General features: G+C 73.8%; 7 protein-coding genes and 1 rRNA gene. 1 reads left to right on the top strand and 7 read right to left on the bottom strand.

Annotated features, from left to right (window positions below; translation table 11 throughout):
• The 6 genes from B207_RS42670 to B207_RS0128945 form a co-directional block, all read right to left on the bottom strand.
• A partial coding sequence (locus B207_RS42670) for a type I polyketide synthase (protein ID WP_018640193.1) occupies positions 1-5,793 on the bottom strand: 5,793 nt, incomplete at its 3' end.
• 927 nt (positions 5,794-6,720) lie between these two features.
• Complete coding sequence (locus B207_RS36200; RefSeq protein WP_018640192.1) at positions 6,721-7,245, bottom strand: SLOG cluster 4 domain-containing protein; 525 nt, start codon at positions 7,243-7,245, stop codon at positions 6,721-6,723.
• Between the two features lie 351 nt (positions 7,246-7,596).
• Positions 7,597-8,766: a tetratricopeptide repeat protein gene (locus B207_RS0128960; protein WP_018640191.1), complete on the bottom strand. Its 1,170-nt coding sequence runs from the start codon at positions 8,764-8,766 to the stop codon at positions 7,597-7,599.
• Between the two features lie 378 nt (positions 8,767-9,144).
• Positions 9,145-9,873: a hypothetical protein gene (locus B207_RS0128955; protein ID WP_230205298.1), complete on the bottom strand. Its 729-nt coding sequence runs from the start codon at positions 9,871-9,873 to the stop codon at positions 9,145-9,147.
• Positions 9,874-9,905: 32 nt separating this feature from the next.
• Entirely contained in the window at positions 9,906-10,805 is a 900-nt protein-coding gene (locus B207_RS37390; RefSeq protein WP_018640189.1) for an SWIM zinc finger family protein, read from the bottom strand.
• On the bottom strand, positions 10,795-14,034 hold the full coding sequence (locus B207_RS0128945) for a DEAD/DEAH box helicase (protein WP_026311558.1): 3,240 nt from the start codon (positions 14,032-14,034) through the stop codon (positions 10,795-10,797). The genes B207_RS37390 and B207_RS0128945 overlap by 11 nt, the downstream gene beginning before the upstream one ends.
• A gap of 292 nt (positions 14,035-14,326) precedes the next feature.
• Between B207_RS0128945 and B207_RS0128940 the strand changes: the two genes are divergently transcribed.
• On the top strand, positions 14,327-15,712 hold the full coding sequence (locus tag B207_RS0128940) for a mycothione reductase (protein ID WP_018640187.1): 1,386 nt from the start codon (positions 14,327-14,329) through the stop codon (positions 15,710-15,712).
• A 200-nt stretch (positions 15,713-15,912) separates the two neighbouring features.
• On the opposite strand, the gene rrf is transcribed toward B207_RS0128940, so the two are convergent.
• Positions 15,913-16,029: ribosomal RNA gene (gene rrf, locus B207_RS0128935) — 5S ribosomal RNA — on the bottom strand.
• Between the last annotated feature and the right edge of the window lie 75 nt (positions 16,030-16,104).

Below are 16,104 nucleotides of genomic sequence, written 5' to 3'. Positions count from 1 at the left end.
CGCCTCCCACGACACCTCCAGCAACAGACGCTGCTGCGGATCCATCGCCAACGCCTCCCGCGGCGACACCCCGAAGAACTCCGCGTCGAAGTCACCGGCGTCGTGCAGGAACCCACCCGACCGCACGTACGACCGGCCCGGGCGACCCGGCACCGGATCGAAAAGGCGCTCCACATCCCAACCGCGGTCCACCGGAAAACCGGACACCGCGTCCACACCCTCGACCGCCACCCGCCACAGATCCCCCGGCGACCCCACCCCACCGGGAAAACGACATCCCATACCCACGATCACCACAGGATCGTCCGCCGTCGCGGGCATGGCGACAGGCGTCGCGGTCGCAGCTTTCACGCCGGCCGCGGCGCTGCCGTCCGTGGGCTTGCTGGAGCTGTCCGAGGCGCCGGCGGTGGCGGTGGCGCCGGGCAGCTCGTCCTGGAGGTAGGCGGCGAGGGCCGCCGGGGTGGGATGGTCGTAGACGACGGTGGTTGGTATCCGCAGCCCGGTCCGCTCCGCCAGGCGGGTCCGTAGCTGGACGGCGGTGAGCGACGTCGAGCCGAGCTCGCTGAGCGTGCGGTCCGCGGGGACCTGGTCCGCGGAGTCGTAGCCGAGGATGGCCGCGGTCTCCGAGCGCACGACGTCCAGCAGCAGCCGCCGCCAGTCGGCTTCGGGCATTCCGGCGGGCCGCCCGAGAAGCTCCGGCGCACCGCCCGCCGCCGCACCGCGCCCACCGGGCACAGCGGCAGCGCCGCCCGCCGACGCGGTGGCGGGCTGCGGGTTCAGGGCGGCGTCGGCCTCGGGAAGGTCGGCGAGCAGCGGGCTGGGGCGGGCGGCGGTGAAGGTCGGCGCGAACCGCTCCCAGTCGACGTCCGCCACCGTCAGACAGCCGGCGCTGCCGCCGGCCTGCTCCAGCGCGGCGACCGCGGAGCCCGGGGGCAGCGGGATCAGCCCGCGGTCGTGGAGGTGGCCGGCGACCGTCGGGTCGACGGCCATGCCGCCCTCCGCCCACGGGCCCCAGGCCAGCGCGGACGCCGCCAGTCCCCGTGCCGCGCGGCCCACCGCCACCGCGTCGAGGTAGGCGTTGCCCGCGCTGTAGGCGCACTGGCCGCCGCTGCCCCACGTGGAGGCGATCGAGGAGAACAGCACGAACGCGTCAAGCTCCCGGTCGCCGAGCAGTTCGTCGAGGTGGCGGGCGCCGGCGACCTTGCCGGAGAGCACGTCGGCGAACGCGGCGACGTCGACGTCGCGCAACGCCGTGAACTCGCCGGCGACGCCGGCCGCGTGCACCACAGCCGTGAGCGGGCAGTCCGCCGGGACGCCCGCGAGCACGGCGGCGAGCGCGTCCCGGTCCGCCGCGTCGCAGGCGACCACGGTGGCCTCGGTGCCCCGCCGGGCCAGGTCCGCCACCAGTTCGGGCACGCCGGGCGCCGCCTCGCCGCGCCGGCCTGTCAGGACGAGGCGCGTGGCGCCCCGGTCGGCGCACCAACGGGCCACGGCTGCACCCAGCGCCCCCGTCCCGCCGGTAATCAGCACCGTGCCGCGGGGCTGCCAGGCGTGTCCCTCCGCAGAGTCGTCGGGCCGGGGGCGGGTGAGCCGCCGCGCGAAGACCCCCGAGGCGCGGATCGCGACCTGGTCCTCGCCGGAGGTGCCCGCCAACACCGCGGCGAGCCGGCGGGCCGCCGCCTCGTCGGGGGTGGCGGGCAGATCCACCAGGCCGCCCCAGGCCCGCGGCAGCTCCAGCGCGGCGACCCGTCCCAGGCCCCACACCTGTGCCTGGACCGGGCTCGATGCCGCACCCCCGTCGCCGGTGCGCCCGGCGTTGCCAGCGCCAGTGCGAGTGCCAGCGGCGCTGCCGGCGTTGTCGGCAGCGGGCACCGCGCCGCGCGTGGCGCACCACAGCGGTGCCGCGACACCGGCGTCGCCGAGTGCCTGGAGCAGCACGAGGGTGGCCGCGAGCCCACGCGCAAGCGCCGGATGATCGGACCGCTCGCGCTCGTCGAGAGCCACCAGGGAGAGCACACCGGCGAGCGGGACGTCGCCGCCGGCCGCCTCGGCGAGGCGGGCGGCCAGCGAGGCGCGGTCGGCCCCGGCGGTGTCGGTGTCGGCATCCGTGTCGAGCGTCAGGACCGCGGCGACCTGGCCGCCACCGCTCTCGACCCCGCGCACGCACCAGTCGACAAGCTCACCGTCGACGGGTTCGTCGGCCTCCGCCCCGGAGCCTCCGGGCACGGTCGCGCCCGGGACGACCAGAAGCCACCGCCCGAGCGGCGTGTCCGCGGCCGGCAGCGCCACCGGCCGCCACAGCGCCCGGTACCGCCATCCGGCGAGGGCCTCCTGGTCACGGCGGCCCGTGCGCCAGGCCGCGAGCGCGGGCAGGACGGTGCGTAGGGCGGCGTCCGGATCAACGTCGACGACCTCGGTGAGGTCGCCGCGGTCCACCGCGTCCCAGAAGGCCGCGTCGACGGCGCGGCTCGCCTCGCCCGCCTGGCCGCCGGCGCCCGACACACCCGACACACCCGACACGCCCAGGGCGCCCGGCCCGCGCGCCGCGCCCGAAACGCTGTTCAGCCGTGGCGCGGCGGGCAGGATGTCGCCCAGCCAGAAGCGCCGGTGTTCGAAGGGGTAGGTCGGCAGATCCACCCGGCGGGCGCCGGTGCCGGCGAAGTACGCCGACCAGTCGACGGCCACCCCGCAGACGCCCAGGTGGGCGAGGGCGCGGGCCAGGGCCGGCTCCTCGGCGGTGTCGCGGCGCAGGGTCGGGACGAAGATGGCGCCGGCGTCGTCCGGCAGGCACTCCTGCCCCAGGCCGGTCAGCGCCGCGTCCGGGCCGAGCTCCAGGTACGTCCGCACGCCCCGCTCGTAAAGGCGATCGACGCCGTCCCGGAACCGCACCGCGGACCGGACCTGGCGGACCCAGTACTCGGCGGAGCACAGCTCGTCGGCGGTGGCGATCTCCCCGGTGAGGTTGGAGACGACGGGGATCGTCGGGGGCCGCAGGCCCAGCCCACCGACGACGGCCCGGAAGGACGCCAGCATCCCGTCCATGTGCGCCGAGTGGAACGCGTGCGAGACCTGCAGCCGGGTCGCCTTCCCGCCCTGCGCCCGCCACCGCCGCGCGATCTCCAGGACGGGCTCCGCATCCCCGGAGATGACCACCGAGGCCGGCCCGTTGACGGCGGCGACGTCCACCTGACCGGCGCTGGGCCAGGCGGCGATCAGGTCGCGTGCCTGTTCCTCGGACGCGCGCAGCGCGACCATCGCGCCGCCGTCGGGCATGGCCTGCATCAGCCGGCCGCGGGCGGCCACCAGCGTGCAGGCGTCGTCCAGCGTGAGAACGCCGGCGACGTGTGCGGCGGCCAGCTCGCCGATCGAGTGGCCGAGCAGGAAGTCCGGCCGCACGCCCCAGGAGCCGAGCAGCTCGAAGAGTGCCACCTCCAGGGCGAACAACGCCGGCTGGGTGAACTCGGTCCGGTCCAGGGGGCCCGAGCCGCCGGCGGGCGAGTCCGCGGCCTGGGCGCCGAAGACGACCTCACGCAGTGGTCGGGTCAGGTGCCGGTCGAAGCTCGCGCACACGGCGTCGAACGCGGCGGCGAACACCGGGAAGCGGGCGTGCAGCTGCCGGCCCATGCCCAGGCGCTGCGCCCCCTGGCCGGTGAACAGGAACGCGAGACGGTCGGTGTGCTGCCCGGGGCGCGCCGTGCCCCGGATCAGCGCGGCCGCCGACTCGCCGCGGGCCAGCGCCTCGAGGCCGCGCAGCATGCCGTCGCGGTCCGCGGCGACGACGGCGGCACGGTGTTCGAGTGTCGCCCGACCCGTCGCGAGGGACCAGCCGACGTCCACCAGGCCCGGCCGTGGCTCGCCCGTCACCCGGGTCAGCAGCCGGGCGGCCTGCTCCCGCAGCGCCGGCTCCGACCTGGCCGAGAGCAACCACGGCAGCCAGGACGAGGACGGCACGGTCGGTGTGCTCGGGGCGTCCGAGGTGGTCGGGGCTGGCGGTGGTTCCTCCAGGATGACGTGGGCGTTGGTGCCGCTGACCCCGAAGGCGGACACGCCGGCGCGGCGCACCCGGGAGCCGTCCGGCTGCCAGGCGACCGGCTCGGTCAGCAGGCGCACCTGGCCGGCCGACCAGTCGACGCGGGACGACGGGGCGTCCACGTGCAGGGTGCGCGGGAGCTGGCCGTGCCGCAGCGCCAGCACCATTTTGATCACCCCGCCGACGCCCGCGGCGGCGACCGTGTGCCCGACGTTCGACTTCAGCGAGCCCAGCCACAACGGCCGGTCGGCCGGCCGGTCCTGCCCGTAGGCGGCGAGGAGCGCCTGCGCCTCGATCGGGTCGCCGAGCCGGGTCCCGGTGCCGTGTGCCTCCACGACGTCCACGTCGGACGGTGTGAGACCGGCGCTGGCCAGGGCCGCCCGGATCACCCGCTGCTGCGCCGGCCCGCTGGGCGCGGTCAGCCCGTTGGACGCCCCGTCCGAGTTCACCGCGCTGCCGCGGACGACGGCGAGCACCGGGTGACCGCGGCGGCGGGCGTCCGACAGCCGTTCCAGCACCACCACCGCGGCGCCTTCGGCCCAGCCGGTGCCGTCCGCCGCCTGCGCGAAGGACTTGCAACGGCCGTCGGGCGCCAGGCCCTGCTGGCGACTGAACTCCACGAGGACGTCGATCGTCGCCATCACGGTCGCGCCACCGGCGAGGGCCAGTGTGCACTCGCCGGTGCGCAGCGCCTGCGCCGCCAGATGCAGGGCCGTCAGCGACGACGAGCAGGCGGTGTCGACGGTGATCGCCGGGCCTTCGAGGCCGAGGGTGTAGGCGACCCGGCCGGAGGCGACGCTGGGCAGCGTCCCACTCATCAGATGGCCTTCGACGCTGGCCGGGGCGTCCCGCCAGGGCGGGCTGTAGTCGGCGACGGCGATGCCGGTGAACACCCCGGTCGGGCTGCCGCGCAGCGAGAACGGGTCGATGCCGGCGCGTTCGAGCGCCTCCCAGGAGACCTCCAGCAGCAGCCGCTGCTGCGGGTCCATCGCGAGTGCCTCGCGGGGCGCGATCCCGAAGAACGCCGCGTCGAAGCCGGCGGCGTCGTCAAGGAAGCCACCCTGGCTGGTGTAGAACGTGCCGGAGCGGCTCGGGTCGGGGTCGAAGCTGCCGACGATGTCCCAGCCGCGGTCGGTGGGCAGGTCGACGACGGCGTCGCGCCCGTCGGCAACCAGCTCCCACAGGTCCTCGGGTCCGCGGACACCGCCGGGGAACCGGCACGCCATCGACACGATCACGACAGGGTCGTCCGCGGCACTCCCGCCCGGACGAGCTTCCGCACCAGGCCGCTCGGGACCGGGCTGGCTTGGCTGACCGGGACCGGGCTGGCTTGGCTGACCGGGACCGGGCTGGCTTGGCTGACCGGGACCGGGCTGGCTTGGCTGACCGGGACCGGGCTGGTCGCGACCGGGCTGGTCGCGACCGGGCTGGTCGGGCGTCGGCGACCGCAGGACCCGCTCCCGGAGGTAGCCCGCGAGACGTTCCGGGGACGGATGGTCGAACAGCAGCGTGGCGGGCAGCTCCAGGCCCAGCTCGGCGCCGAGTGCGTCCCGGAAGCCGGCGGTGTTCCCACCGCCGAGCCCCAGCCGGCGGAACGGAACCTGCGGGTCGAAGGCAGCCGGCCGCTCACCCGCCGCCCCCTGGTCTTCCCCCGCCAGCTGTTCACCGGCCGCCGCCTCTTCGCCGACAGCGCGGGCGACCTCACGGCGCAGCAGGTCCAGCAGGATCCGGCGCTGTTCGGCCTCCGCCAGCCCGTGGAACATCTCCCGCCAGGTGGAACCGTGCTGTCCAGCCAACACTTCTCTCCCAGGATGGAGGTCCGACGCATGGAGGCAGACCCGGCGGCCCGATATCAGACGCCCTGATATCGGGCCGCCGAGAACAGGTATCAGCCGAGGACGGAAACAACGACGGCATCAGGCACGATGTCGTGCCCGGACCGCTCCTCCGAGCATTATCCCGGCCGGCAGATCCGCAACGCCACGATCAGTCCGGAAGAAGACCCGATAACCGATCGGGACGCCCGCGATCCGAGCCGCCGGCAACAGCCCGGGCAGCACGCTCCGCCGCGACGACCCAGCTGGAAGCGCCTCTCATACGGCCGCACACCGCGCGGGCGGAGCGGGCGGAACGCCACGGCGCACCCGCGGCGTGTACCGCCGGGAGGTCCCCTCGGCCACCACTGTGCGGCAATAGCCAGACAGTCGCCGGCCTCTCGTCACCAGGTGCCGATCGCGCTTCTGAACCCGTGCACGGGAATCAACCCGCCACACCATCATGTGCCGTGGATGCCCGGCGTGCGGACCCACTCTTGTTTCCAGTCCCCCGCGTAGCGTTACCTGACCCGACCAGTTGGATGGACATGGCAGTCCACAGTCCAATCGTTTCCGAGGAACGTCACACCGCGTGCGTAGTCAGCCCGCGCGCCAACGCGGACCCCGAGCAAGAAGGCATCCAGAGGATAGGCACAGGCCGACGAATTCCGCAAGGAAGTTCGCGCTTTGTTCCGCGACCGGCCATCGCTCGGACGGGAGGCCGGCGACCGGTCCGGGGCCCACCGAACACGCCCCGGTTCCGGCCGGAAACCACCCCTGACCTGGGTAGCAGCGGACCGCCGGAGCGCCCCGCCGGCGGGACGCGCAGCCGGCGGGACGGGCAGCCGGCGGGACGGGCGGTGGATCCACCGCCCGTCATCTGCTCCGGACCACCCGGGCCCGGGCCGCCGCCACCGCGCCGGCCACGGCGTCCGCCGGGTCGGCCACAACGACCACGCCATCGATCCGCTGCTCCGCCACCCCCACCGGCGACCAGTCGAGCCCGAACACCGCCACCCCCGCCCGCTTCGCGAGCAGCACCTCGATGAGGGTGCCCTCGTTGCTGCCGATCACCACGATCGCGTCGGACGAGTCGACGACCATCTCGTTACGCTTCTGGCCGACGCCCGCACAGATCGCGACGCTCAGGTACCGATTGCCCTCGGCGCGGCCATGGCCGGGAAGGACGCCGACGCAGGTGCCACCCGCCTCACGTACCCCTCGCGCGACGCCCTCCATCACCCCGCCGAGGCCGCCGCACACCACCTGCCCACCCGCCCGCACCACCAGGACCCCCACCTGGCGCGCGAGGTCGTACTGGGTTGCGGTCACGTCGCCAGCCCCAGGACCGATGACACCGACCTGAACGAGGGTGACGCGTTCCGACGCGGGGTGGATCATCGAGGCTCCTTCTCACGCACGTCCTGGCGGACCGGACGGTACGGCCGCGGAGCCTCGCGATCACCTCGGTCTTTCTTGCTCGGCGGAACCATCCCGGTTGTCCAGCTTCATCGACATGTCGGCACCTCAAGGGGGGGTACGGCGGTAGCTGGCACCACACGAGGGGGCGCCCGCGTAGACAGAACGCCCTCCCCGCCGGTTACCTCCTGATCGCCCGTCCTGCGTACCCGATCATGCATGTGGTGCGGAGTCGCCGGATGGTTCGCCTCATGGCCGCGTTGGGTGCCGCGCTCGTCTCCTGCATCGACCACTTCGAAAGCTCTGGAGCGGTCGGAACTGGTTCGGGCCGCCTCAGCCGCGCAGGTAGGCGACCGACTCCTCGGTGCTGTACCCGAAGAGCACGAAGACCGCCACCACGAAACCGAGCCCGGCGGCGAGGAACTGCCCGTTGGCGAGGCCGAACAGCACGTTGATCAGCGTGACGGACTCCAGCGCCAGCACCGTCGATCGCACCCACGGGTAGCGGCGGTGGGTCAGCACCGCGCAGACGGTCGCCGCGGCGCACGCGGCGATCCCGAGCAGCACCAGCAGGCGCAGGCCCATCAGGGTGGCCTGCCCGGTGCCACCGTGCTCGGCCTCGTCCTGCACCGCGAACAGCAGGGCCACGGCGACGAACAGACCTGACACCGCCTGCACGAACAGCGCGACGGCGCCTGCCCGCAGCAGGCCCGGCATGCCGCCCCCGCGTCCGCCCCCGCGCTCGTCCCCGGCGGACGGAATGGTCTTCTCCGCCCCGGTCATCCGCGCGGCGGTGGGGTCGGGATCCACTCCCGCGCGGACCCGGTCCAGCGCCGCGTGGATCATGACGGTCACCGGATGGCGCGGCCCAAGGCACCGCAGGCATTCGTCGAGCGCTTCCTGGTACAGCCGGGTCGCCCCTCGGGCGTCCCCGGCGACCCAGCGGGCGCGGGCGAGGGTGTCCATGGCCGTCGCGTACTGCTGCGCCACGCGGCGCAGCCCCTCGTCGTGCTCCGGGTTGGTCTCACGCGCCGCCGTGTACATCTGGATCGCGGCCTGGCCGAGCCGACGGATCTCGGACAGCGCCGCGGCCCCGGCCGTCCTGGCTGTCAGCCGGGCCAGCCGGGCCTGCGCGTCCGCCGCGAGCAGCGCCAGGCGCCAACTCGACACTTTCGTCACCTGGGCCGGGCTGATGATGGCGGCGAGGTCGAGCGCGTGCAGCTCGCGGGCGGTGGTGGGAGCGCCGAGCTCGAGATACAGGTTCAGCGCGGCGCGGGCGGCCTCGGTCGCCTCTGCGCTACGGCCGACCCGGTCCAGGATCGCAGCATGGTTGTACTGGGCCTCGGCCTCGATGAAGCGGTGCTCGGTGTCCTCGGGCTCGGCGTCGCGCAGCCGGGCCAGAACCGCCAGCAACTCGGTGCTGTGCGCCAGCGCCCGCACATTCTCGCCGCTCTGCAGCTCACGCACCGAAGCCTGCAGAAGGAAGTCGGCATTGGCCCTCATGCGCGCGCTTTCCACCGGCAGCCCACCTCGCCCCACGTCATCCGCCACGACGACAACGGCTACCACCTGACCGAGCTACTATTTCGCGCCGCTCAGATGATACGAAGAAATGTATCAGGCGATTTCCGAATGTGCGCGGCATCGCGAAATGTCGCCGGTGGCGCCAGGCGCGGTATCTGATCGCTGGCGGGCGCGGGCCGACGCGGCTCGGGTTCGCGGTGCTGGTGACGTTCTTCACCCAGCCTGGTGACGTTCTTCGCCCAGCTGGGGTAGATGTCCGGCCGTCACGGGATCCGTGGTGGCGTTTCGCTGAACTCGGCGAGCGCGGCGAAGCGGGGCGTTCATCCACCAACCGTGGTCGGGCCGAGGGGATGGACGTCAGCCGTAGCTGGGGTCGAGCGGGGTCTCGGGGCGCACGGCCACGGCGTCGAGTGCGTGGTCGGCGAGGACCGCGTCGATCGCGGCCTGGCTGGCACCGACGTAGGTGAGATAGTTGTCGATCTCGGTGGCGACGAGCCAGGACCGGTCGTGGGGCCACCACAGGCTCGCGCACCTCCACTCCACCGGTGTCGGCAACACCGGGGCGGCGCGCACCGGGCCGGTGAGCAGGTGGTAGGCGCGGTGGGGCGTCCGCACCCGCACCGGGCGGTCCCACCAGGCATCTGTCTCCGGGAGACCGAACCCCTCCCAGAGGGAGAAGTACGCCCGGTCCGGGGAGTCGGTGAACCCGGACAGGATCCGCGCGAGGGCAGCTGTCTCCCGCGCGTCCAGCCCTCCGTCGGAGGGCCGCCCCCAGCGGTCGGAACCGGCGACGAGGTCGTCGAACCGGGTGTCGGCGGTCAGCGGCACTCCCCGAGCCGCGGCGATCTCGGACCACCGGTGTCGCGGTCCCACATCCTCGCGGTCGTACGTCGGCGGCAACACCCGGGCATAGGCCGCGAAGACGGGCGGCACCATCGCCGCGACCGTCCCGACCGAGGTGGTGGCGGTCAGCGCCGCCGCCACCCACGCCGCCGCACCGGTGTCGGACGACAACGACATCCCCGGCGCCCACGCGACCGGCTCCTCCCTGCCCACCACCTCATGATGGCGTGGCGGACGGGCCACGTCACACCCTGGTTCCCGGCGAGGAGCATGGACTACATCCCCGGCTCCACCGAGCAGGCCGGTCCGGCACCGGGGGTCGCGAAGATCCGGTAGGCGGGGCGCAGCTCGTCGCGGAGGTCGCCGAACGGTTCCACCACCAGCGGCCCGCACAGCTGCAGCAGGATGTCGGGGCGCACTGCCGGGGCGTGCTGATCGGGCGCGGAGCTTCGCCGGCCGGCGAGGCTCCGCGACGACTGGCTGGCGGAAACCGGCGATGACCGGACGGCGGGGACCGGCGACGTCCAGAAGGCGGACGGGGCGGTCGGCAGCGGTTCGGCGGTTCCGCCGGCTGAGCCGGCCGGCCAGGAACAGGAGCGTCTGCCTGTTTCCTCGGTGTGGGAGGTGGATCGCGGGCGGCGGCGCCGGATCTCGGCGAGCAGCGCGTCGCGTTCCCGGCCGCGCAGGGCGAGCAGCGCGAACGGGTCGAGGTCGATCGTGTCGGCGAGCTGGTGGCAGGCCGCCACGAGATGCGCGCACGGCCGCTGCCAGTCGGTACACGTGCAGTCCATCGCCAGGTCGTCGGCACGCCGGGGGAACAGGGAGAGCTCGTGCGCGGCGAAGACGTCCTCGAGATCCGCCGGCATCGAGCCGGCCAGCAGCGCGGCGGCGTACCGGGCCTCGGCGGCGAGGGCATCCTCGAGGCGGCCCCAGTCGGCGTCGCCGAACGTCCGGACGGCGAGCCGGGGCTTGTACAGCTCGTCACCGCGGTCGCGGACCATCGCGACGACGAGGTTGCCGGATCGCCGCACGCTCAGCACCGCCTCGGTGCGCATCAGGGCGCGCCCGGCGCGCAGTGACTCGGGCAGGCTCATGCCCTCGATCAGCGCGAGGAACCGCGACGACCACCAGGCCCGGCGGTCCCGGCGTCCGCGGGCGTCCGGCTCAGTCGTCATCGACGGCCTCGGGGGCGAGGGCGACGAGATCCCACAGCTCGTCGGTGGACAGCGACGCCAGCCAGCTCTCCCCGCCGCCGACGACCGTCCGGGCCAGCGCGGCCTTGTCGACGAGGATCCGGTCGATCCGCTCCTCCAGGGTGCCCATGCACAGCAGGGTGCGGACCCACACGTCGCGGCGCTGCCCGATGCGGTGGGCGCGGTCCGTCGCCTGCGCCTCCACCGCCGGGTTCCACCACCGGTCGATGTGGATGACGTGGTTCGCGGCGGTCAGGTTGATGCCGTTGCCGCCGGCCCTGAGGGAGAGCAGGAAGACGCCGGGGCCGCGCCGGGTCTGGAAGCGTTCGACGAGTGCGTCCCGTTCGGCGGCGCGCAGGCCGCCGTGCAGGAACGAGACGTCAACCCCGAGCCGGGTGGAGAGGTAGGGGGCGAGCATCGCGCCGAAGCGGGCGAACTGGGTGAAGCACAGCGCCCGCTCGCCGTCCGCGACGATTCCGGTGAGCAGGTCCTCCAGCCGGGCGAGCTTGCCGGACCGGCCGGGCAGCGCCGAGGAGTCCCCCAGCAGGTGGGCCGGGTGGTTGCAGACCTGCTTGAGTCTCGTCATCGCCGCGAGGACGACGCCGTTGCGGCGCACGGTGGACGAGGGGTCCCGCAGCCGCTCCATCATGTCGTCGAAGACCGCCCGGTACAGCGACGCCTGCTCCGCCGTCAGCGTGCACAGCTGGCGCAGCTCCACCTTGGACGGCAGATCACGCAGCACCGTCGGGTCGGACTTCACCCGGCGCAGCACGACGGGGCGGATCCGTCGGCGCAGCCGGGCGGTCGCGTCCGTGTCGCCGTACCGCTCGATCGGCACCGCGTAGCGCGCCCGGAAGGAGGCGGCCGAGCCGAGCAGCCCGGGGTTGACCGCGTGCATGATCGACCACAGGTCGCCGAGCCGGTTCTCCACCGGGGTGCCGGTCAGGGCGATCCGGTGGCGGGCGGTCAGCCGGCGGACTGCGCGGGCCTGCGCGGTCGCCGAGTTCTTGATCTGCTGTGCCTCGTCGAGGACGATCCGCTCCCAGGTGACCGCGCGGAACTCGTCGATGTCGCGGGTGAGCCGCGGGTAGGTCGTGAGAACCAGATCATGCCCGGACGACGCCTCGGCGACGTCCACGCCTGCTGCCCGCCGGCGGGCCTCGTGGTGGGTGTGGACCGTCAGGCCGGGCGCGACCTGCGCCGCCTCGCGCCGCCAGTTCCCCAGCACCGAGGTGGGGCAGACGACGAGGGTCGGCCCCCGGCGCGCGGCGGCCCGGGTGCGCAGCTCCAGCGCCAGGACCTGGATGGTCTTGCCCAGGCCCATGTCGTCGGCGAGCACAGCACCCACGCCGAGCCGGTCGAGCAGGGCGAGCCAGGCCAGGCCGTCCACCTGGTAGGGACGCAGCCGCACACCCAGCCCGGCCGGCGGGCCGCTACCCGCTCCGGGCCCGGCCCCGATGCCCGGCCGGCCTGCTGGGCCGGAGGGACCGGAGGGACCGGTGAGCAGCGCGCCGAGCCAGCCGTCCGCCACCACCTCGACGTCCGCGCCGGATGCGTCGTCGCTACCCGGGCCGGGGCCGAGACCGGGGCCGAGACCGGTGTGGGCGAGTGCCTCACCGACGGTCATCCGGCCGCCAGCCGTCTGCCGGGCCAGGTCCAGACCGGCGAGCTGGCCGGGATCCACCCGCGTCCACCTGCCCCGGACCTTGACCAGCTCGGCCCTGGCCTTCGCGAGCCCCTCGAGCTCGGCGCGACTCAGCTCGACGCCGCCGAGGCTGACCGCCCAACGGAAGTCGACGATCTGGCCGAGGTCCGTCGTGACGTCGCGCAGGATCGGCGCCACCGGATTCACCGCCCGCACCGTGAGCCGGGACGCCAGCCGCGCCGGCCTCGTCCACCACGACGGCACGAACACCCCGAAGCCCTCCTGATCGAGGGCACCGGCGACGTCCAGGAACCGCTGCGCCTGCTCGACGGTCAGGTCGAGGCCGGCCGGCCGGGTCTCGCGCAGAGCCCGGTCCAGCGCCGGCCACACGGCGGCAGCCCGTCCGAGCCCACCGAGCAGCGACTCCTCGGCGTCGGTGGTCCACGCGGCAGGCCCGGCGCGCCGACGGCGCCAGATCTGGCTGGCCGGCACCTGGACGCCGGGATCGTCGACCGCCTGGAGCAGGAAATCGACCCGCCAGGCCTCGTCGTCACCTGGGGACGTCCGCGACAGCGCGCCCGGCTCACCCAGCCGGAAACAGACCCGCATCGGGGACGTCCACCTGCCGCCCGCACGCCACGTCTCGACCTTCGCGGCAAGCTCGCGGGCCGCGCTGCCGGTGGCGGTGAAGTGCGGGGCACCGTCGGCGCTGTCGACACCGTCGACACCGTCGAGGGCACGCAGCCAGCCGGCCGTCGCCCGGGCCAGCGAGGTCCGCCGTGCTCCCGAGGCGCCCGCCGCAGGGCGGGCAGGCCGAAGCCGGCCACGCACGTGGGCATCCACACGTTGGTCGAGCGCGGCGCCCAACGCCTCGGCCGAATCACTCCCCGCGGCCTGGCCCGCGGTCGTCTGATCCGCCGTCGCCGGGCCCGCGGCGGCCCGGAACGCCGGCGGCATGGCCGCGAGCAGCTCGTCGAACCGGTCGGCATCCGGCCCGGCGAGGACGGGTGACCAGCGGGCCACGGGCCGCGCCCCGTCCCAGCCGACCGCCGGGAGGACCCGCCCGCGGTCGACCAGATCCACCGCGAAGGTGTCGACGGCCAGCAGGAACAGCGCGGACGCCCCGAGCTGGAACGCCTCGCCGGGTTCCCACCACGGGCCGCCGGGCGCGGGCGGGACGTCAGGACGGATCGTGTCGACCAGCCAGCGGCGGAGGACCGGACTGTGGACGTCCACGGCGGTCCCCTCCCCCGCCGGCCCAGGCGCGTCGTCCGCCAGCGCCGTTGCCCTCGCCGATGCCAGCAGCTCCGGCGACGGCAGCGGCCCGGCTGCCGTACTCGGCAGCAGCACGGCAAGCTGCCCGCCCGCGGCGGACCCGCCCGCGGCGGACCCGTCGGTGGCGGACCCGTCGGTGGCGAGCAGCGCCAGCTCCGCGGCGGTCGCCGCAAAGGGATGCGGATGCGGTGACGGCGCGGACCCCCGCGGCGTCTGCTCCCACCGCCGCGTGTCCTCGGCCCACAGCCAGGCCCCGCCGGTGGGCGCGCAGATGCCGTGCACAACCAGCATCGGCACTCCCCGGAGCCCCGCGCTCGGGTATCCCCACAGGGCTCACCGGCGAGCTTACGTAAGCAGCGGACGGCCCCGCGGGGCACCGGCCGGGCATCCGGGACGACACGGCCACCTGGCGACCTGGCCTGGCTGCTGCTCGCGCCAGGCGGGTCTCGTCGAGGTACCGGCCGGCCGCGGCCCGCGAAGACGCGACGCCGGTCTCCGTCACCGATCTCGACGGCCATACCATCGCTCTGATCGAGAAGCCGTCGCTCTGACGACTCGAGCCTGACCCGGAGGACTGCGCCAGATGAGCCACTACGACCTGATCGTCCTCGGCGCGGGCAGCGGCAACATGCTGCCCGGTGACGATCTGCGGCACCTGCGCACAGCGATCGTCGAACCGGACCGCTTCGGCGGCACCTGTCTCAACCGGGGCTGCATTCCCACGAAGATGTCCGTGGTCGCCGCCGAGGCGGCGTCGAATGCCCGCGCCGCCGCCCGGCTGGGCGTCCATGCCACCGTCGAAACGGTCAACTGGAAGGAGATCCGGGACCGGATCTTCGGGCGGATCGACCCGTTGCACGACAAGGCGCTCGCCTACCGGCGCGAGAACGGGATCGACGTGTACACCGAGCCGGCCCGTTTCGTCGCCCCGAAGACCCTGCTCGTCGGATCCGAACAGCTCACCGCCGACACCATCGTCGTCGCCGCCGGCTCACGGCCGAAGCTGCCACCGATTCCCGGGCTGTCGGACGTCCCTTATCACACGTCCGACACCGTGATGAGAATCGACGAGATCCCCCCGTCGATTCTCATCGTCGGAGGTGGGTTCATCGCGGCGGAGTTCGGCCACGTGTTCGCCTCGTTCGGCTCGCGGGTGACCATCGTCCAGAGCGGACCGCGGCTGCTCATGGCCGAGGACGAACAGGTCTCAGCAGCGTTCACCGAAGCCGCCGCCCAGCGGCACCGCCTGTTCCTCGAGGCCCAGGTCAGCGTCGTGCGCCCGGACGGCGGGGCCGGGATCACCGCCACCGTGGCCGGCCCGGCGGGTGAGGTCGACGTCCACGCGGACCTGCTCCTGATCTGCACGGGGCGCCGGCCCAACACCGACCTGATCGACGCGACGGCCGGTGGTCTCACCCTGGACGAGCACGGCCATGTCATCACCGACGAGGCGTACCGCACCGGTGTCCCCGGTGTCTGGGCGCTCGGCGATGTCACCAACCACTTCCAGCTCAAGCACATGGCCAACGCCGAGGTCCGGGTCGTCGCGCACAACCTGCAGCACCCCGGCGCGGAGCGGGGGCTGACCAGCCGGGTCGCTCCTCATGCGGTGTTCACCGAACCGCAGATCGCCAGTGTCGGCCTCACCGAGCAGGACGCCCGCGCCCGCGGGGTGGAGCATGTGGTGGCCCTGCGGCGGTACTCCGACACCGCCTACGGCTGGGCGTTGGAGGACACGACCGGCTTCGCGAAACTGCTCGTCGACCCCACCGCCCGGACCCTGCTGGGCGCCCACATCTTCGGCCCGCACGCGGCCATCCTGATCCAGCCGCTCATCCAGGCGATGTCACTGGGCCAGACCGTCGACCAGGTCGCCCGCGACGTCCTCTACATCCACCCAGCCCTCACCGAACTCATCGAACAAGCCCTCCTCGACGTACCGCACCCCGCGAGCGCTCCGCAGACGTGACCGCAGCCAGCCCCACACACCGGCCTCGACGCACGGCCGGCTAGCGTCAACGGCCCGCAGGACCTCCATGCGCTACCGGAGTGATCACGTGCGTCAAACCCGGGGCGGTCCAGGGCGCCGGGGCACCCTGAGGAAACGTGCCCCCAATACAGGTAGGGGCTGCTCCCGGCCCAAGCCAGAAACAGCCCCCACCAAAAGAAGTCCGGCGGCGTCCTACTCTCCCACGCGGTACCCCGCGCAGTACCATCGGCGCTGAAGGGCTTAGCTACCGGGTTCGGAATGGAACCGGGCGTTTCCCCTTCGCCAAAACCACCGAAACACTATCAGACCCGACCCGGAACCGGTCGCAGCCCGAGAACCGCACAGTGGACGCAGAACAGCAGAATCTTTGT

The organism is Parafrankia elaeagni (assembly GCF_000374165.1).
Taxonomy (GTDB): Bacteria; Actinomycetota; Actinomycetes; order Frankiales; family Frankiaceae; genus Parafrankia; species Parafrankia elaeagni.
Note: the sequence above shows the minus strand (reverse complement) of the source record. Positions and strands in the feature narration are given on the sequence as shown.